A 17960-nucleotide genomic window follows, 5' to 3' on the forward strand; every position below is an offset into this window, starting at 1 on the left:
CCGGTTAAGAATGGATGCAATCATCCGAGGGGGAAAATATGGAAAACCACATCAACGATCTCAGAAGTGCTATCGAACTGCTTAAACGCCATGAAGGTCAATACCTTGAAACCAACCATCCGGTCGATCCTGACGCGGAGCTGGCGGGTGTGTACCGGCACATTGGTGCTGGCGGCACGGTAAAACGTCCGACGCGCATCGGCCCGGCCATGATGTTTAACGCTATTAAGGGGTATCCCGACTCCCGTATTCTGGTCGGTATGCACGCCAGCCGCGAGCGGGCGGCGCTCCTGTTGGGCTGCGAGCCCTCTGAACTGGCAAAACATGTCGGCCAGGCGGTGAAAAACCCGATTGCTCCCGTTGTGGTCCCGGCGGCCCAGGCCCAGTGTCAGGAGCAGGTGTTTTATGCCGACGATCCGGACTTCGATCTGCGTAAATTGCTTCCGGCACCGACCAACACGCCGATAGATGCCGGTCCGTTCTTCTGTCTGGGGCTGGTGCTGGCAAGCGATCCGGAAGACGCCTCGCTGACCGATGTCACTATTCACCGTCTTTGCGTTCAGGAGCGCGATGAGCTCTCCATGTTCCTTGCCGCGGGCCGCCATATTGAAGTGTTCCGTAAGAAAGCCGAAGAGGCGGGCAAACCCTTGCCGGTCACGATCAATATGGGTCTCGATCCCGCTATCTATATTGGCGCCTGTTTCGAAGCCCCTACCACGCCCTTCGGCTACAACGAGCTGGGTGTCGCCGGTGCGTTACGTCAGGCTCCCGTCGAGCTGGTGCAGGGTGTGGCCGTAAATGAAAAAGCGATTGCGCGTGCGGAAATCATCATCGAAGGCGAACTGCTGCCGGGCGTGCGCGTAGAAGAAGATCAGCATACCCACACCGGGCACGCGATGCCGGAATTTCCCGGCTACTGCGGGGAGGCTAACCCCTCCTTGCCGGTAATTAAAGTGAAGGCCGTCACGATGCGTCATCAGGCGATCCTGCAAACCCTGGTAGGACCGGGCGAAGAGCACACCACGCTGGCCGGTTTGCCAACGGAGGCCAGCATCCGGAATGCGGTGGAAGAAGCCATCCCCGGTTTCCTGCAAAACGTCTATGCGCATACCGCTGGCGGGGGCAAATTCCTTGGGGTATTGCAGGTTAAAAAACGCCAGCCTTCTGACGAAGGGCGTCAGGGTCAGGCGGCCCTCATCGCGTTAGCCACCTATTCCGAGCTTAAAAATATTATTCTCGTCGACGAAGACGTGGATATTTTCGACAGCGACGACATTTTGTGGGCGATGACGACCCGTATGCAGGGCGATGTCAGCATCACCCATCTGCCGGGGATCCGCGGTCACCAGCTCGATCCGTCTCAGGCACCGGATTACAGTCCCTCCATTCGTGGCAACGGGATTACCTGCAAAACGATTTTCGACTGTACGGTGCCCTGGGCGCTGAAGTCCCGCTTTGAGCGTGCACCCTTTATGGAGGTAGACCCGACGCCGTGGGCACCTGAACTGTTTAAAAAATAGTATTAACCGGAAATCCTCTTCACCCTTTACGGGTGAAGAACCTCACGCTGAAATTGCCGCGTCCCCTGCTTTCTTGTAACCTTTGAGCGTTTATCACATCCCCATAAAAAATGAGACTACCGGACGCCTATGACAGCACATATTTCCAACGATCCTTTGCATGGCGTAACGCTTGAAATGCAGGTTAACGCGCTGGTTGCGCGATATGGCTGGAATGAACTGGGCAACCGAATCAAAATCAACTGTTTTCGCAAGGACCCGAGTGTTAAATCGAGTCTGAAGTTCCTGCGCCGGACCCCATGGGCGCGGGCGGAAGTTGAAGCCCTCTACCTCGACTCCCTTCACGATGACGGTAACGAGGAACAGGACGAACCGGCGTTTAATCCCTGGACGGATGGCCGGACACCCAGGAGCTAACACGCAAATGATGCGACACGTAAAACGGACTGGCGCGCTGCTTGGCTGCGCGCTTTTACTGGTAAGTTGCACTTCCAAACCACCCAAATCACTCGTTACCCCGCTGCCGCAGGCGAAACCTGTACAGCAGACTAACGAACCCATGCGCGGGATCTGGCTGGCGACCGTCTCCCGTCTCGACTGGCCCCCCGTGTCATCAGTGAATGGCCGCAGCGCGGACCAGCGTATCGCCCAGCAACAGAAGGCGCTGACGGACAAGCTCGATAAGCTGAAAAAGCTTGGGATCAACACCGTCTTCTTTCAGGTAAAACCGGACAGTACGGCGCTGTGGGCCTCTGAAATACTGCCGTGGTCAGATACCCTGACGGGGAGTATCGGGGAAGACCCCGGTTACGATCCGCTCCAGTTTATGCTGGATGAAGCGCACAAGCGCGGGATGAAGGTTCACGCCTGGTTCAACCCTTACCGCGTCTCCACCAACACGAAGCCGTCGACCATCGCCGCGCTTAACCGTACCTCGTCGCTTCATCCCTCCAGCGTCTATGTCCAGCATCCGGAGTGGATCCGCACCTCGGGGGATCGTTTTGTTCTCGACCCGGGCATTCCCGAGGTTCGGGACTGGATAACCCAGGTGGTGATGGAAGTGGTGAATCGCTACCCTGTCGACGGCGTTCAGTTCGATGACTATTTTTACACCGAGACGCCGGGCTCAACCCTGAACGATGCCTGGACCTTCAGGCGCTACGGCGAGGGATTTGCGTCGAAAGCTGACTGGCGTCGGCACAATACGCAGCAGCTGATTGTGCAGGTATCAAGGGCGATCAAGCAGGCAAAGCCTGAGGTTGAATTTGGCGTCAGCCCGGCGGGAGTCTGGCGCAACCGCTCATTCGACCCGGCAGGATCGGACACGCGCGGTGCCGCAGCCTACGATGAATCCTACGCCGATACGCGAAAATGGGTACAGCAGGGTTTACTGGATTATATTGCGCCGCAGATCTACTGGCCCTTCGCCCGCGACGCGGCACGATACGATGTGCTGACAAAATGGTGGGCTGACGTGGTGAAACCGACCCATACCCGCCTGTATATCGGGATCGCGTTCTACAAAGTGGGCGCGCCTTCCAGAAACGAACCGGACTGGACGGTGAACGGCGGCGTACCGGAGCTGAAAAAACAGCTCGACCTCAACGATTCACTGCCAGACGTAAAAGGCACCATCCTGTTCCGTGAAGACTATCTTAACCAGCCGCAGACGCAGGAAGCCGTAAATTACCTCCGGGGGCGCTGGGGTAGTTGACTGACAAAAGGCAGAAACGTCCTGTTTCTGCCTTTTTTTTACGGCTTCGGCCCGAACATCGCCTCAAGCTGTTTTGCGTCTGGCATGCCCACGACCTGCTGCAGTTCGTTTTGCTCATTCAGGTAATAAATAGCCGGTGTGGCATTCGCGCCGAGACTGTCCATAAGCGTCTGGTGATTTTGCAGGATCTCAACGGTTTCCCGTGAAGCCGCCCCTTCAGGTTTAGGCAGCTTTTTACCGCCGGACAGCTCGTACTCTTTCCAGGCCGACACCGGATCTTTGGCATTCAGGATCGCGGAGGCGTTACGCCCGCTGTTCGGGTTAAGAAACGCAACCAGCAGCGTGTTGAGCTGGACCTTGCCGGCCTTCACCCACGGCTGCGCTTCAGCCCAGAACTGCTTGCAGTACGGGCAGAACGGGTCGGCAAAAACAAAGACTTTGCGCGGGGCGCTCTCCGCGCCCTCTTTCAGCGGATGCGCCGCATTGAGCTTTTTCCACATCTCGCGGCCCATCGGGGCGTAGATCTCTTTCTGGAAAAAGGCCTCGCTGAGGTTGGTTCCCTTCTCATCATACAGATAGCCAGACACCACGTGCTTTCCGTCAGGGGTCAGAAAGAGCGTCACGCCCATGTCCTGATACTGCCCCAGCCACGCTGGCGCGCCGCCGGGGGCATCAATTTTCTTAATGATTTTGATATCCTGCTGCTCACTGAAGTGCTTTACCACATCCGGAAGCGACTCCTCTGCCCTGACCAGCCCTGAAAACAGCAGAGCAGAGAGTAACAGCATCTTTTTCTTTGCTAACAGTTGAAGCATAACGACCCCTCTAAGATATTGTTTTTCAGAGTGGTCGAACTTTATTGCCCTGTCAACGCTTCATAAATATCCTTGAGGCGACTACGCAAAAATCGCACAGCTTTGTGTTTGCGGGATAATAACGCCTGCACGCTGTCGCCCGTTTCCTCCGCCAGCACCTTCATGGTGTATCCCTCAAATTCCGTTTTTTCAAACACCTCGCGCTGTGGTGGCGGCAGTTCCGACAGGGCTTGCCCCAACTCTTCCCACAGCAGCATGTTGAGATACTCCTCCTCCGGCGTTTGCGGTACGCCGAATAACGTTTCTGCAATCTCCTGCTCCGGAAAGTCCTCATCATCTGCCGTCAGGTACCCCGGCAGTGAAACCTCATGCTTTTTTCGCGCCCGGTCGATCATCTCATTCCGCGCCGCGCGAAACAGCCAGGCGGCGACGTTCTCCACCGGTTGTTCCACTTTCATCAACTGCCAGGTCACTTCCTGAAGAATATCATCGACATCATCACGAACCGCAGTCCGTCCGCGAATGAAGGCTTTTAGCCGTGCGCGGCAGGCATTGAGTGCCGAGATCAGTAATGATTCCCCCGCGTCACCGGCTTTCATATCGCTCACTCGGCTTCCGGCGCTTTCGCAGCGTTATCATCTCGCTTCTCATCCCGGTCATCGTGCCACCGGCAATGACCGTGACGACCAAATCCTGCCCGACGCTGCTGAATGAAGGCCTCCCGTTGTTCGGGGGTCATATTCATCCATTGTGCGTGCATACGGCGGTGTGCACCGAACATGCCTGGACGAAAACCCAGCCCACCAAAAAGAATGCGGCTCAGCAGCAGGATCCCCAGCGCCTGCCAGAAGCCAATGGCTTTAACCCCCAGGATGGCCGGGAGCAACGCGTTCCACAGGGACATGACCAGCAGGCCAAGCACCACGAACAGGACTGCGCCTATCACGATGCCCTTGTACATACGATGGCGGCCCAAACCACGTCCGTGACCTTTTCCGTGCATATCAAAATTTCTCATGTGTACCTCGTTTATGTTGAATGATTATGGTCTCTGATGAGGTAGACGGATGAGGAACAGAAATATTGCCGGGGAAAGATAAAATTTATGTGATAGCGGCTTTGTACGGATAACAGTAATGGCTGAAGGAGATTGTGCAGCGGCTGCATGCAGACATTAAAAAAAGGCTCCAACAGGAGCCTTCCTCATTTAATCACGCAATTGCCGGCAGACGAAAACTCGAAATACTCTGCGACAGCTGCTGCGCCTGCTCCTCCAGCGAGGCCGCGGCTGCGGCGGATTGCTGCACCAGCGCCGCGTTCTGCTGGGTCACACCGTCCATCTCCGTTACGGCCTGCCCAACCTGACCAATTCCACGGCTCTGCTCTTCTGAGGCAACCGAAATCTGTTCCATCAGCGTATGCACTTTATTCACAGAGCTTATAATAGAATCAATCACCTCTCCCGAACGATTCACCAGTTCCGCACCGTTTTTCACGCTGGAAACAGACTGGGCGATAAGGCTTTCGATATCCTTCGCCGCCACCGCGCTTTTCTGGGCCAGGGTGCGCACTTCACTTGCCACCACGGCAAATCCTCGCCCCTGCGTACCGGCACGCGCCGCTTCAACGGCCGCGTTCAGCGCCAGAATATTAGTCTGGAAAGCAATACTGTTGATGACACTGGTGATGTCCTCAATACGCTTCGAGTTGGACGCGATAGTATTCATCGTTTCGATGACTTCACGGGTTACCGCTTCACCGGTATGGGCATTTATCACGGCATCCTGCACCAGCTTACCGGCCTGGAACACGTTATCGGTATTATTCGCCACCGTCGCGCTCAGCTCTTCCATGCTGGCGGCCGTCTGGGTCAGGGCAGAAGCCTGTTGCTCGGTACGGGAGGCCAGGTCGATATTGCCGGAGGCAATTTCCTGCGCCGCATGCGTTACGGTGTGGCTGGCATCGCGCACCTGAGAAATGGTGGAGAGCAGCGCCTGGCGCATCTGCTCCATCGAGGACATCAGGTGATCGATTTCATTCCCGGAATCACGCTTGATCGGTACCGGTACGTCCAGCTTCCCGGCCGCAATCTGTCGACAGTGCTCGCGCGCCAGGTTCACTGGCGCAAAGACCACGCGTTTCATCAGCAGGCTGACGACGAGGATCACCACCACGAACAGCACCGCAATGCAGGCGATAATAACCAGACCCGACACAAAATTATGGCTCGCATCCTCGTTCAGCGTTTTGGCGTACTTCTGGTGAACGGAGAGAACCTGATCGAGCACAATTTCATATTGGCGATCGAGTTGAGACACCACGGGAATAAGAGCGTTGAACCGCGACACATCGTGAGCGGCGGCAGCGGCAATCAGTGGTGCCAGTCCCTGGTTACGGTAGTTTTGCCACGCCTGCTGGTAGGCAGTGACCAGCGGGGCTTCGTCCTGCAAACGCGGCGAGGCCATAAACGCCGAAAATGCACTATCGGCTTTGGTCAGCGCCTCTTTAACCGAGGCCAGTTTCGCAGACGAGTCGGTGGCGTCCCCCGCTTCCGCCATTTTTACATACTCCATAACCCTGACGCGCAGGGTTCGGCTATGGTTAATGGGATCAATAATGGACAGGACCACCTGAATTTCTTTGTTCACATTATCCAGCGAAGTATTACTTTTAATGATGAGCCCAACGCTGGTGATAGTGCTGGCCACAAAGAAGAAAAGCAGGGAAAACAGGATAATCAGGGATGATTTTTTCAACGACATAACACACCTCAGGGATTTAATTTCCCTTTGGTTATCGGCTGAATCCGATCTTTAATTAATTAAAGTTATTGATATATCCGTCAGACGTTACCCTGTCACTCCACGGCCTTGTACCGCCGTTGCAGTGTGGCATCCAGTTTACGCTGGATCGGCTCCGGCGTTTCCCCTTCAATCAGTTTGCCAATCAGATCAAAGCAGTGCCAGGCGAGCTGACGGTTATCCTGACGAACGGTATCGACAGGAATGGTCAGAGAATCATAGAGATAGTGATCGTCAAAGCTGGCCAGACGCATATCGCTTTGCAGCAGATTATGTTGCCCCATATAGCGCAACACCCCTTCCAGCAGACCGCAGGCGGCGGTAAAAAGGGCTTTTGGCGGGCGGCCCAGGCGCGCGCAAAGTTCGGCAAACATTTCGTAGCCGGAGCTCGGATGGTAATTACCATGAATAATCCACTCCGGACGTAGCTCGACGCCAGCGTCACGCAGCCCCTGCTTAAACCCTTCCAGCCGGTCACGCGTCGGGGAAAGCCGCGGCTGGCCGCCGAGGAAGTAGAACTCATCCGGATGCTGGCGCGCAATGTCGGCCACCAGCGTGGCGGTCGGGGTAATTGAATCGGTGAGGACCAGCGGCAGAGAACTGTCGTTCATATGACGGTCAAAGAGCACAACGGGCAACTGCTCGCTCAGCTTTTGATAATCCGCGTCGTTGAGCATGCTGGAGGCGACAATCAGCCCGTCCACCTGGCGGGCCACCATGTTATTGACCACCACCGTCTCCTGGCCCGGATTTTCATCGCTACAGGAGATCAGCAGCTGAACACCCGCCTCGCGGCAGAGGGTCTCCAGCTCATGAGAAAAAACGGCAAACCCGTAGTTGGTGATTTCCGGCACCACCAGACCAATGGTGTGGCTGCGGTTGTCCCGCAGCGAACGGGCGTGAATACTGGGCTGATAATGATGTTCTTTGGCAATCGCCAGCACACGCTCGCGTGTCTCCTCCGCCACCCGAAGCTCTTTGCTGCGGCCGTTCAGAACCAGACTGGCGGTGGCTTTTGATACCCCCGCCAGCTCCGCGATATCTTTAATGGTGACGCGTTTTGTTTTTCTCACAACGACTTAGATCCGGCTGCCAAAACCCCTATTCTATCATGCAGCTGCGCAGCGACCAGTAGCGTAATGTGATGTCGGACGCACCTTCGAAGCGAACCCGGGCCGGATGGTCAGGAAAATAGCGGCTGCTCATGACGCCTTCACCGTGATTGATGAAAATTTCGACGCTGGAACGGTCACACAGCACGCGTAAATGATGAACAGAGCCCTGCCAGTAGCGGGTCAACATCTCTCCGGTTTCCAGGCTGGCGCGTTCCAGATGGATCCCCGCATCATCCATAATCAGCCGCAACGCGCCGGCAAAATCCACATTGACGCGCGAGGCGCTCAGTTCGAACTCAAGACGCGTTCCCTCCAGCACCGGGGCATCGCTGGCGCGTCCCTGCCAGTGATGTTCATCCTCGCGCAGCGTTTCCAGCTCACGGACCGGCGTTTGCCAGAGCTTGCCGTCGCGGTAGCGCAGCTCGCGCGGACAGGTCATCTGGTGGATCCAGCCGTGGACCCGTGTAGGCTGGAGCATCTCTTCGCCGTCCGGCACGCCCATCCAGCCGATGAGGATGCGGCGGCCGTCTTCTGCCACCGTGGTTTGCGGCGCGTAAAATTCGAAACCGGCATCAAGCTCATGCAATTCGCGGTGCGCAAATGCAGGCGTTTGATAATCAAATGCCCCACTCATCCAGACGGCCGGATAGGTGTTGAGATAGCGATGCGGTTCGCGCGCCAGCCCCTGTGGGCAGCAGATCAAGACGTGTGTGCCATCAAGCGCAAACAGATCCGGGCACTCCCACATATAGCCCGCATCCGTGAGTCCGTTGACGCCGTGACCGGCGATTTCGCCGCAGGACGCCCAGGTGTGCAAATCGGCTGACGTAAACAGCAGCACCTTGCCGCGCTTATGCTGATCCTGCGCCCCGAGCACCATGTACCACTGCCCGTCATGGCGCCACACTTTCGGGTCGCGGACGTGCCCGGTATACCCGTCCGGCAGGGGCAACACCGGTCCCAGTTTGGCAAACGTGCCGTCGTCATTTTGCACCGCCAGACACTGCCAGGCGGTGCGGCCGCCATCGTCAAACTTAACGTTGCCGGTATAGCACAGGGTCAGCACGCCGTAGTTATCCACGGCGCTGCCGGAGTAACAGCCATTGCGGTCATACTCTTCGTCAGGCATCAGCGCCATTGGCTCGTGCTGCCAGTGCACCAGATCTGCTGAGCTCCAGTGTCCCCAGCACTTGTAGCGATGATCGCAGCCCAGCGGGTTCCACTGATAAAACAGATGGTAACGTCCGGCAAACCAGATAAAGCCGTTCGGATCGTTCATCAGCCCTGTCACCGGTGCGGGATGCCACTGCGGATAGTGGCTGTCCGCCAGCGCACGCGGCTGGCCTTGCATAACGGCCTGCAACACGGCAGGCCAGCGGGAAGGTAAGGTCATTATTCAGAGTCCGTCTTATATTTCAGCAGCAGAGAGACGGTGAACGCCACGCCAAAGGCAATCACCATGCCGATAATATAGTTGAGCAGCGAGCTGGCCTGAACGATCGCCATACCGGGAAGCGCCGTCAGCCCAACGGCGGTCATGTAGACATGTACCGACACTACCCAGGCCCCGCCCGCTGCGCCACCGATCAGGGCCGCGATAAACGGCTTCACGAAACGAAGGTTGATGCCAAAAATTGCCGCTTCGGTGATGCCCAGCATCGCGGAAAACGCCGACGGTAAGGTAATGGCTTTGATTTTGGCATCACGGGTTTTGAACCACACCGCCAGACATGCCCCGCCCTGCGCCACGTTCGCCATCGCCCAGATCGGCAGCAGGAAGTTCACGCCAATCGACGGGTTACCCAGCAGTCCGGCCTCAATAGCGTGGAAGCTGTGGTGAATGCCGGTAATGACAATCACCGAATAGAGCCCACCAAACAACAGCCCGGCCAGCCAGCCCGCGTGGGCAATCAGGGTGCTAAGAATAAAGGAGATCCCGTCGCCCAGCGCGCGTCCCGCCGGGCCAATAATCAACAGCGCGATAAAGCCGGAGATAATGACGGTCAGGAACGGCGTCAGGATCAGATCTAACGCATCCGGGATCGCCCGGCGAAGCTGTTTTTCCACAATGCTCATAAACCACACCGCCAGCAGTACCGGGAAGACGGTTCCCTGATAGCCAATCATGGCGATTTCAAGACCGAAGAAGTTCATGGTGTGGAAGCCGGACGCTACGCCCCAGGCGTTGGTCAGCGCCGGATGAGTCAGGATGCCGCCGAGCGTTGCGCCCAGATACGGGTTGCCGCCAAACTCCCGCGCGGCGGTGAAGCCAATCAGGATCGGCAGAATAATAAATGCCGCCGAGCTGCACATATCCAGCATGATATAGAGCGCGTTATCCGGATTAACCCAGCCGTAGGTTTTAACCATCCCGAGCAGGCCCATCAGCAGACCCGAGGCCACGATCGCCGGAATAATCGGCACGAAGATGTTGGAGAGCAGACGCGCGATGCGCTGGAACGGGTTCAGCTTGCGGGCTGCAATATCCGCCGCTTCCGATTTACTGGACTCGCTAATCCCTGCCGCCTGAATAAACGCGGTGTAAACCTTATTCACCACCCCTGTGCCGAAGATCACCTGCATCTGCCCGGCATTTCGAAAACAGCCTTTCACGCCTTCAACCTTGCCGATAGCCTGCTGGTCGGCAAGCGCATCATCGACCAGCACCAGACGAAGGCGCGTGGCGCAATGTGCCGCGCTGGCAATGTTCTCTTTGCCACCGAGCAGCGGAATCAGCTCGCGCGCAATATGATTAAAATCCATAGATACCTCTTCCTGACCTCTTTTTATGATGTTCGAAACGCCCCCGCGATGCGGGAGCGTGAAGGGTTAAAACCAGGTTTCCATCTGCACCCCAAAGTTCCATTCCCCGCCCGCGTTGAAGCCGCTACTGCCAAAGGCGTCATCGCTGGCGTAGTTATCCAGCTTGCTGCTCCAGTCCATCCAGGTGGCGAACAGGCGCAGCTCCGGACGGCTGAAGAAATCGCCAATCTTGCCCGCCTTTAACGTCGGGGCAAAGGTCAGCTTGTAGAAGCTACCGTTAACCGCATTGCGATCCTTGTAGCCTTCCGGGTTTAAATCCATGTATTGATAACTGCCCTCGAACGCGAGGGCGAAATTCTGGGTCACCTCTTTGATCAGACGCGTATTGAGCGTGACCCACTCATAGCTGTCGCCCTTCACGTAGCGGTCCTTACTGCTTTGCGCCAGTACGGCGGGCGCAATGTGCCAGCCACCGCCCAGCGGCGTGACACCGTAACTTGCAAAACGCCAGGTATCGGCTTCTGACAGCAATGCGCCGTCTGCACCAATGCTTTTCACCTCGGCCCCCAGACCGTGGCCGTAAAGCAGCGCCGTTTTGGCGGAACCTTCCCGCAAGCCGTAGAAGCTCTCGTTGTGCAGACCCACCAACGCATGCACCCCGTTATTCGCCGCGTCGGTTTTAATCGGATCGCCGTTGCTGTCCTTACGGTCGTCATTATCTTTTGCCCGTAAGCCGCTGACCATCAACTGCACCGGCCCGGCAAAGTGGTTCATGCTTAAGATGTAGTTCTGAACGTTGTTGTCGATCTCCTCTTCGCTGCCGAAGTTACGGCCATAAAGGGAGAAGTTACTGCGCAGCGTATCGTTCCACTTCACGTCGTAGACGCCGCCGCCGGTCCCGGCGAGAAATACCACGTCGGAATCCAGCCAGTGAATGTCGAAGTTGTCGCGGTCAAAACGCTTACCCGCCCAGAAGGTGCTGCCTTTCAGCGCGCCGGTAACGTCCGGCAAATTGCCCAGCTCGGCAAAGGCCTGACGAATGTTCAGGTCGCTGCTGTCTGCCGACCAGTCGTTATAGGTTTTCTGACCGTCGGCCAGCATCGCCTTAAAGCGCGTCGTCGCGCCATTTTCCAGCATCTGTTTGTGCTCAACATTCAGCTCAACGTAGGTATCCGCTTCGTTCCCCAGACGCCCGATGGCCCCACCCGTTTCCCCGGCGGGTGTTAGATAAGGACCGCTTTTGCTGCTGGAGGCCGCGTCGTTCATCAGCAGCCCGGAACGGGCGTAACCGTGAAACTCAAAACCGCCTGTCCGATCGGCTTTCTCTTCCAGCGCAGTGGTACGTTGCGCCACCGCCTGTGTGGAGGTTTGCGCTTCCTGCTGCGCAGCCACCAGTTGCTGCATTTTCTGTTCCGCTGCCGTGGCGCGTTTTTCAGCAACCTGCGCACGGGTTTCCGCCTCCTGCAAACGCTGCTCCAGCGCTGCCAGGCGCGCTTCGATACGGGTCATATCCGTCTGGGCAAAAACAGAGGTACTGCCGGCCAGCATGCCTATCATCACGGCAAGTCTGCGTTTTTTATACATTTTGTCGCATCCCTAATAACTATCGGTAAAAGTGCTAAATTGCTAAACCGGTTTAGGCTGATGATACTAAACCGTTGAATTTTGAATCGGCAACGTTTTTTGCTAAACCGTTTTAGTAAGTGTGATCGAGGCGACAATTCAGGCCGCCGACCGGAGGCCTGGAGAGGTGAATTACAGTTCGTGATGATAAGGCAGCGCGGTCATTGCCCCTTTTGCGGTTGTCGCCAGCGCCCCACAGCGCTGCGCCAGCGTGATGACCTCTGAGAGACGGGCCTGGCCATCACGAGCCAGACCGAACAGCAGCCCGGCGACGAAAGCATCCCCCGCGCCGGTGGTATCAATGCATTCCACGGGTGATGCAGGATAGTGCGTCAAGGCACCTTTTTGCCAGGCGGTGACGCCCTCTTTTCCCTGCGTCACCAGCACCAGCCTGGCCGGACAGGTGCGCATCAGCGCCGCCAGCCCCTCATGGACCTGCGCATTTCCGGTTAAGAACGCCAGTTCTTCCACCGAGATTTTCACCACATCTGCACAGGCTAATGCCCGCTCAAGACACTGACGCAGCTCGACTTCATCGTGCCAGAGATCGGCGCGGATATTGGGGTCAAAGCTGACGAATCCCCCCGCCAGTCTTATAGCGGACATCGCCTGAAACGTCGCGGAACGGCTGGGTTCGGCGCTAAGCGCGATAGAGCAGACGTGCAGCCACTCCCCGGCGCGGAATGGCGGGAGATCGGCGGCGTCGAGGAACAGATCAGCACTCGGGCGAACCATAAAGGTAAAGGAACGTTCCCCGTCGTCATCGAGATCCACCACCACCGTGGAGGTGCGATGCTGCGGGTCCAGGCGCAGCCATTCTGTATTAACCTGCTCATCCGCAAGCGTTTTTTGCATAAAACGCCCGAAGGGGTCGTCGCCCACCCGGCCTATAAAGGCGCTTCTGCCTCCCAGACGCGCTACCCCTACCGCAACGTTGGCCGGTGCGCCGCCAGGACATTGCAGCAGTTTGCCCTCTCCGTCGGGCAACAGATCCACCACTGCATCGCCAAGTACCCAGATCGTCTCCATATCACCTTCTTAGCTAAATAATGTTAAACCGGTTTAGCTATTTAAGCACAGGCAGGGTGTCGGGGAAATATGGCGAGGGAAAATTTGCTTAACCTACCCGTTGGGGCCAGTGGATATCACCCACGCCATTGAGCTGCGGGCGGGCGAACAAAAAGCCCTGGAAGCGGCGAATACCGGCGGATTCAAGCCAGCACCACTCTTCTACCTTCTCAATACCTTCTGCGACCAGCGTAATCTCCAGATCGGTGCAGCAGCTGATTATCGACTTCACAATCGCCTGCTTGGGTCCGCTCTGGTGAATATCGCTGACGATCTCCCTGTCGATTTTGAGCTTATCCGGCTGGAACCGGGTGAGCAGCGACAGACCGGCATAGCCGGAACCAAAATCATCTATTGCCAGCCCAACCCCTTCCGCCCGCAGCTGTTTAATGGCGCTATTAAACTGGTTAAAGCCGGATATCATCTCGTTCTCAGTGACTTCAATGACCACCTGCTCTGGATGTAGACCGTGCTTTTTGATCTGCGTTACCAGGAACTCTACCGCACCCGGCACGTTAACCAGCGACATTGGCAGCAGGTTCACCGCCAGTTTGTGGCTGCCGATGCCCAGCTTTTGCGCCAGCGCAAAGGTCCAGGCTTTGGTATGCAGATCGACTTCGTATATCTTTTCACGATCGAGACTACGGAAAAAATGCTCCGGGCTGCCGCCGTCGTTTCCGCGTATAAGCGCTTCGAGAGAACTGATTTTGCCTTCGGACGGCTCGACAATGGGTTGCAGTGCAAACTGGCAGGGCTGTCCCGCCAGCAGACCTAACCCTTTACCAAACGGCGCGCGCTCTCGCGAAAGCGTCCATTTATCAGGCTCATAGTCCGAAGCGGGTGGGATAGCGGTTTTGCCGGCGATAAAGGTCTGAATAAATTTGAAGACCCGATCCTCAGAAGTCAGGTAGCTTTCCAGCTTGCTGTAATGCAGAACCGATGCCAGAACCGCTTTCGGGGTCTGAATGTCCAGGTTAAACAGCAGCATTCCCACGTCTTCGAAACGTCGGCGCGGACCGTAATCGCGCATCAGCTCCACCACGCCGGTATGCCGGTTGTCCGCACGGATGGTGTTAAAAAGCGCGACGACGTTCTGTTCCGTGCCTTCGAGAATTTGCAGAACGTCACGTCCACTGGAGAGAAGAATGCCTGAGATGCCCTGCTCCGTATTACGGATCCTGGCCTTTTCAACCAGCGCGCTTAACGCTGCGGAGGTGCAGGTTAAGCTCAGCTGGCTTCGATAAATGAGAGTTGTCAGCACAGAAACGGGGTCCGGTATGTGGTATATGCCTGAACGGTACTGTTTAACATAGTTCCCTGGGGTGGCCTAGTCTATTCCACTTCGGGGTTGATTCTCCCCGAGACGGCTGTCGATCCGCGTCTGCATATAGTCGTAGAACGGATTCGACGTTACGCGCATTAACGCATCTTTACCGACGCTCAGAACTGAGGTTTCTCCCCACAGGGCTATCGTCCCGAGACTGATTCCATAGCGGTTTTTCACCTCAGGATGGCGGCCATACAGATCGTCTTCAGGCGGGAACGGAATGGCAATATGCGACAGGGAATAAACCTCCTGCGGATACGAGACCGACAGCGGCGTCACCGTTTCCCGGGTGCTGCCCGCAGGCGTTGTCTTTGCCACCATATCAAACCTGTCAGGGCTGGCATTGGTCACGATTGTGACACTGTAACGTCTTTTCGCCTCGGGCAGCAGGTCAGCCACCGCCGTCCAGGATGATGGCCTGAACAGTGGACGGAAACTCCCGGCCTGATTGATGTCAAATACCACCAGTTCGCTGCCATTTGCCGGAAGCTGGTCAAACAGCCCGCTGACTACGGCGCGGGTACTGACCGTTGAATCCATGACCGACTGAAACGCCAGTACCGGCGGGAGCTGCGTTAGTTTGTGATCATGAACATCGCGGTTTATCTGCTCATGCAGCGCCCGGGTAAGCAGCCAGGACTGACGTGCCGCATTCACCGGGAACGAATTGTATTTATAAGGATTATATTCCGGCGAAATGTTGAGCCACGCGGCTTTGGCAAACGCCGGTAACATAGCCGGTAGCCCGGCGAATCCGGCAAAGCGCGCAAACGCCGTGACGCCAATCATCGGTGAGAGCAAAACGATCTGCTGAGGTTTACGCAGTTCAGGCGCATCAAGGGCGTCGAGGGCGTATTTCATCGCCAGCGCCCCGCCGTTGGAATAGCCCACCAGGTGCAGGGGAAGATCGTTCCCCGTCAGGCGTGTTGCTTCACGAATCGCAAGGCGCGTAGCTGCCAGCCACGCCTCCCAGTCAACGTCTGTCAACGCGCCCGGCGCCGTGCCATGTCCGGGCAAACGAGGCACTACGGCCACAAAGCCGTGCTTTTGATAATTCACAGCCAGACGCCTGACGCTGTAGGGCGAATCCGTCAGACCGTGCAACAACACTACCGCCCCGCGCGGCTTTCCGGCAGGCATCAGCACAAACGACCGGTTTGCATCCGGAGTAAAGTGTCCTGGCCACACCAGGCTCTGACGGTAATAGCGGTTCAGCGGCGTGCGCTCTGCGGGGGTGACTTTCGCCGTCACCTCAGCATCAAGAGCGGTGAAGATGGCGTTTTCCCGCGCGACATAGGCTGCGAAGGTCGCGTTATCCATCTCCTGCACGGACATTTCGTCAGCCCGCCATGTATGCCAGTGATGCAGGGCCGGCCCCTGCTGCGAAAGATAAACCCGCACCGCCAGCAGAACGAGCACAATGATCCCGATGACCATCGCTATTTTTTTTGCGAGAGCCATCAGGCGCACGCTGACCCGCCAGGGCAAATTCGCCATGTAAGGCTCCCTCTCTTATCCACAGAGCTTTCATCTTACCAAAAAATGTGAAGAGGCTGTCGTATTCACCAAATAGATACCGCTCAGGCCGGACACTGCACCAAAAGTGAACTACGCTGCACAAATGTTGAGCATCTGTTAAACAAATATTGCATTAACTTTGCTGCACAGCGCGTTTTCGCCGCAATGTGAACATGGCACGCGTCCTGCATTGTTAATCTGATAACAGAAACCCGGCCTTTGACAGCCAGTTAACAGCGAGGCGGTATGACGACCAAACCAGAGGTGTTGAGCCGTATCGAAGCGACCTTTAGCCAGCTCACCCCAAGCGAAAAGCGGGTGGCAAGCTGGATGCTGGCGCATGTCGGGCAGATCCCCTTTGAAACGGCTGAGAGCGTGGCGCTGGCCACGGCCACCAGCGGGATCACCGTCGGACGCTTTCTGCGCAAGCTGGGCTATCGCAACCTTGATGACGCCAAAAAAAGCCTGCGCGATCCCCATCAGCCCTGGGGCATAAACGAGCGTCTGGACTCCTGGAAACAGCAACAGCCGCTGTCGGATCGCCTTCAGCACTCCCTGTCGCTGGAGGTGGACGCCATTGCCCATGTCTACCAGCTGGCGCAAAGCGAAACGTTCAGGCAGGTGGTCCAGCAACTTTCCCATGCCGACGCCGTCTTCGTGCTGGGGATCCAGTCCACGCGCGGGATCGCCAATGCGTTCTTCAGCCATCTGGAGTATCTGCGCCCGCGGGTAAGCTATTCCGAAGGGCTCTCCGGTAGCTGGGTGGAGTCGCTTAACTCCGGCTTTGCTAACCCGTATATCGTGCTGACCGATACCCGCGCCTACTCCGCCATTGCCCGCCAGTACTGCCGCGTGGCGAGCGAAAAAGGACTGGCGATGGCGCTGATCACCGATATCTGGTGCCCGTGGGCGCGGGATTACCCGATTGATTTACTCCAGGTGAAGACCGATACCGGCCATTTCTGGGACTCGCTGGCGCCGGTGAGCTGTCTGTTCAACCTGCTGCTGTCGGGCGTCGTGGCGGCGCTGGGGGAAGCGCTGCCGGAACGTCTGGCAATCAACCGACAACTACAACAAGAATTTGGTCAATTTGAACGCTAAAGGAGCGGAGCTATGCCTGAAGAGAGTCAACTGATTGATGTGGCGAAAACTTTTCCCACGCTGCATATCGATCTGAAATACGCGACCGCCGATAACATTACCGGCCGCCCGATCTATCAGCACGCCGCGTGCCTGTTGCATACGGATGCCGCCACAGCGCTGGCGAAAGCGATCAGCATCGCCGCGCTGGCCGGTCTGAAGCTGGTGGTTTACGACGCCTACCGCCCCCAGCAGGCGCAGTCGCAACTCTGGGATGCCTGCCCCAATCCGGAATACGTGGTGGATGTCGCAATTGGCTCTAACCACAGCCGGGGCACCGCCATTGACGTCACGCTGATGGATGAACACGACAACGTGCTGGATATGGGCGCCGGGTTTGACGAAATGCACGACCGTTCTCATGCCTGGCACCCTTCCGTTCCGCCCGAGGCGCAGCGAAATCGTCTGCTCCTGAACGCCGTTATGTACGGCGGCGGTTTTGTGGGCATCAGCAGCGAATGGTGGCATTTCGAGCTGCCGAACGCCGCCAGCTACCCGCTGTTAGATGACCAGTTCCCCTGTTATCCGACCACACACTCACTCTAATTCTGGAGCC

Annotated in this window: 16 protein-coding genes; 5 read left to right on the forward strand and 11 right to left on the reverse strand. The window is 56.9% G+C overall.

Features of this window, described 5'->3' with window-relative positions:
• Positions 1-38 precede the first annotated feature (38 nt).
• The 3 genes from ACQG03_RS11230 to ACQG03_RS11240 all read left to right on the forward strand — a co-directional run bounded on the left by ACQG03_RS11230 (position 39) and on the right by ACQG03_RS11240 (position 3234).
• Positions 39-1520, forward strand: a complete 1482-nt coding sequence (locus ACQG03_RS11230) for a UbiD family decarboxylase (protein ID WP_063149934.1) — start codon at positions 39-41, stop codon at positions 1518-1520.
• Positions 1521-1649: 129 nt separating this feature from the next.
• Entirely contained in the window at positions 1650-1937 is a 288-nt protein-coding gene (locus tag ACQG03_RS11235) for a VF530 family DNA-binding protein (RefSeq protein WP_023300148.1), read from the forward strand.
• A gap of 7 nt (positions 1938-1944) precedes the next feature.
• Positions 1945-3234 carry a glycoside hydrolase family 10 protein gene (locus ACQG03_RS11240; protein ID WP_063147306.1) on the forward strand — a complete coding sequence of 430 codons (1290 nt, stop codon included), beginning with the start codon at positions 1945-1947 and terminating at the stop codon, positions 3232-3234.
• A gap of 38 nt (positions 3235-3272) precedes the next feature.
• Here ACQG03_RS11240 and dsbG read toward each other — a convergent pair whose 3' ends face one another.
• From dsbG to ACQG03_RS11295, 11 genes are all read right to left on the reverse strand, one after another.
• Positions 3273-4049, reverse strand: a complete 777-nt coding sequence (gene dsbG / locus ACQG03_RS11245; RefSeq protein WP_022648169.1) for a thiol:disulfide interchange protein DsbG — start codon at positions 4047-4049, stop codon at positions 3273-3275.
• A gap of 41 nt (positions 4050-4090) precedes the next feature.
• Positions 4091-4648, reverse strand: coding sequence for an RNA polymerase sigma factor (locus ACQG03_RS11250; protein ID WP_179957408.1), 558 nt, complete (start codon positions 4646-4648; stop codon positions 4091-4093).
• Between the two features lie 5 nt (positions 4649-4653).
• Positions 4654-5067 carry a hypothetical protein gene (locus ACQG03_RS11255; RefSeq protein ID WP_045622692.1) on the reverse strand — a complete coding sequence of 138 codons (414 nt, stop codon included), beginning with the start codon at positions 5065-5067 and terminating at the stop codon, positions 4654-4656.
• A 193-nt stretch (positions 5068-5260) separates the two neighbouring features.
• Entirely contained in the window at positions 5261-6811 is a 1551-nt protein-coding gene (locus ACQG03_RS11260) for a methyl-accepting chemotaxis protein (RefSeq protein ID WP_063163033.1), read from the reverse strand.
• 95 nt (positions 6812-6906) lie between these two features.
• On the reverse strand, positions 6907-7923 hold the full coding sequence (locus tag ACQG03_RS11265) for a LacI family DNA-binding transcriptional regulator (RefSeq protein ID WP_017693400.1): 1017 nt from the start codon (positions 7921-7923) through the stop codon (positions 6907-6909).
• A 28-nt stretch (positions 7924-7951) separates the two neighbouring features.
• Complete coding sequence (locus ACQG03_RS11270) at positions 7952-9358, reverse strand: sucrose-6-phosphate hydrolase (RefSeq protein WP_063163032.1); 1407 nt, start codon at positions 9356-9358, stop codon at positions 7952-7954.
• Entirely contained in the window at positions 9358-10728 is a 1371-nt protein-coding gene (locus tag ACQG03_RS11275; RefSeq protein ID WP_038416083.1) for a sucrose-specific PTS transporter subunit IIBC, read from the reverse strand. The genes ACQG03_RS11270 and ACQG03_RS11275 overlap by 1 nt, the downstream gene beginning before the upstream one ends.
• A gap of 66 nt (positions 10729-10794) precedes the next feature.
• A complete protein-coding gene (locus tag ACQG03_RS11280) occupies positions 10795-12312 on the reverse strand; it encodes a carbohydrate porin (protein WP_063163031.1) in 1518 nt (505 codons plus the stop codon).
• Between the two features lie 171 nt (positions 12313-12483).
• Positions 12484-13380, reverse strand: a complete 897-nt coding sequence (locus ACQG03_RS11285) for an aminoimidazole riboside kinase (protein ID WP_063163030.1) — start codon at positions 13378-13380, stop codon at positions 12484-12486.
• 88 nt (positions 13381-13468) lie between these two features.
• Positions 13469-14680 carry a diguanylate phosphodiesterase gene (locus ACQG03_RS11290; protein WP_063163029.1) on the reverse strand — a complete coding sequence of 404 codons (1212 nt, stop codon included), beginning with the start codon at positions 14678-14680 and terminating at the stop codon, positions 13469-13471.
• Positions 14681-14746: 66 nt separating this feature from the next.
• Positions 14747-16243: an alpha/beta hydrolase gene (locus tag ACQG03_RS11295; RefSeq protein ID WP_063163028.1), complete on the reverse strand. Its 1497-nt coding sequence runs from the start codon at positions 16241-16243 to the stop codon at positions 14747-14749.
• Positions 16244-16510: 267 nt separating this feature from the next.
• On the opposite strand from ACQG03_RS11295, the gene ACQG03_RS11300 reads away from it, so the two are divergent.
• Positions 16511-17365, forward strand: coding sequence for a MurR/RpiR family transcriptional regulator (locus ACQG03_RS11300; protein WP_063149928.1), 855 nt, complete (start codon positions 16511-16513; stop codon positions 17363-17365).
• A gap of 12 nt (positions 17366-17377) precedes the next feature.
• On the forward strand, positions 17378-17950 hold the full coding sequence (ddpX, locus tag ACQG03_RS11305) for a D-alanyl-D-alanine dipeptidase (RefSeq protein ID WP_063163027.1): 573 nt from the start codon (positions 17378-17380) through the stop codon (positions 17948-17950).
• The last annotated feature ends 10 nt before the right edge of the window (positions 17951-17960 follow it).

It is taken from the genome of Enterobacter cloacae complex sp. 342H5, assembly GCF_050030905.1.
Classification (GTDB): Bacteria; Pseudomonadota; Gammaproteobacteria; order Enterobacterales; family Enterobacteriaceae; genus Enterobacter; species Enterobacter intestinihominis.

What these genes read in the sequence shown, in the direction of transcription:
- ACQG03_RS11275 (WP_038416083.1), bottom strand. Translation starts at nt 10,728, where the DNA reads ATGGATTTTAATCATATTGCGCGCGAGCTGATTCCGCTGCTCGGTGGC.
- ACQG03_RS11255 (WP_045622692.1), bottom strand. Translation starts at nt 5,067, where the DNA reads ATGAGAAATTTTGATATGCACGGAAAAGGTCACGGACGTGGTTTGGGC.
- ddpX (WP_063163027.1), top strand. Translation starts at nt 17,378, where the DNA reads ATGCCTGAAGAGAGTCAACTGATTGATGTGGCGAAAACTTTTCCCACG.
- ACQG03_RS11300 (WP_063149928.1), top strand. Translation starts at nt 16,511, where the DNA reads ATGACGACCAAACCAGAGGTGTTGAGCCGTATCGAAGCGACCTTTAGC.
- ACQG03_RS11240 (WP_063147306.1), top strand. Translation starts at nt 1,945, where the DNA reads ATGATGCGACACGTAAAACGGACTGGCGCGCTGCTTGGCTGCGCGCTT.
- ACQG03_RS11295 (WP_063163028.1), bottom strand. Translation starts at nt 16,243, where the DNA reads ATGGCGAATTTGCCCTGGCGGGTCAGCGTGCGCCTGATGGCTCTCGCA.
- ACQG03_RS11230 (WP_063149934.1), top strand. Translation starts at nt 39, where the DNA reads ATGGAAAACCACATCAACGATCTCAGAAGTGCTATCGAACTGCTTAAA.
- ACQG03_RS11260 (WP_063163033.1), bottom strand. Translation starts at nt 6,811, where the DNA reads ATGTCGTTGAAAAAATCATCCCTGATTATCCTGTTTTCCCTGCTTTTC.
- dsbG (WP_022648169.1), bottom strand. Translation starts at nt 4,049, where the DNA reads ATGCTTCAACTGTTAGCAAAGAAAAAGATGCTGTTACTCTCTGCTCTG.
- ACQG03_RS11270 (WP_063163032.1), bottom strand. Translation starts at nt 9,358, where the DNA reads ATGACCTTACCTTCCCGCTGGCCTGCCGTGTTGCAGGCCGTTATGCAA.
- ACQG03_RS11235 (WP_023300148.1), top strand. Translation starts at nt 1,650, where the DNA reads ATGACAGCACATATTTCCAACGATCCTTTGCATGGCGTAACGCTTGAA.
- ACQG03_RS11285 (WP_063163030.1), bottom strand. Translation starts at nt 13,380, where the DNA reads ATGGAGACGATCTGGGTACTTGGCGATGCAGTGGTGGATCTGTTGCCC.
- ACQG03_RS11280 (WP_063163031.1), bottom strand. Translation starts at nt 12,312, where the DNA reads ATGTATAAAAAACGCAGACTTGCCGTGATGATAGGCATGCTGGCCGGC.
- ACQG03_RS11250 (WP_179957408.1), bottom strand. Translation starts at nt 4,648, where the DNA reads ATGAAAGCCGGTGACGCGGGGGAATCATTACTGATCTCGGCACTCAAT.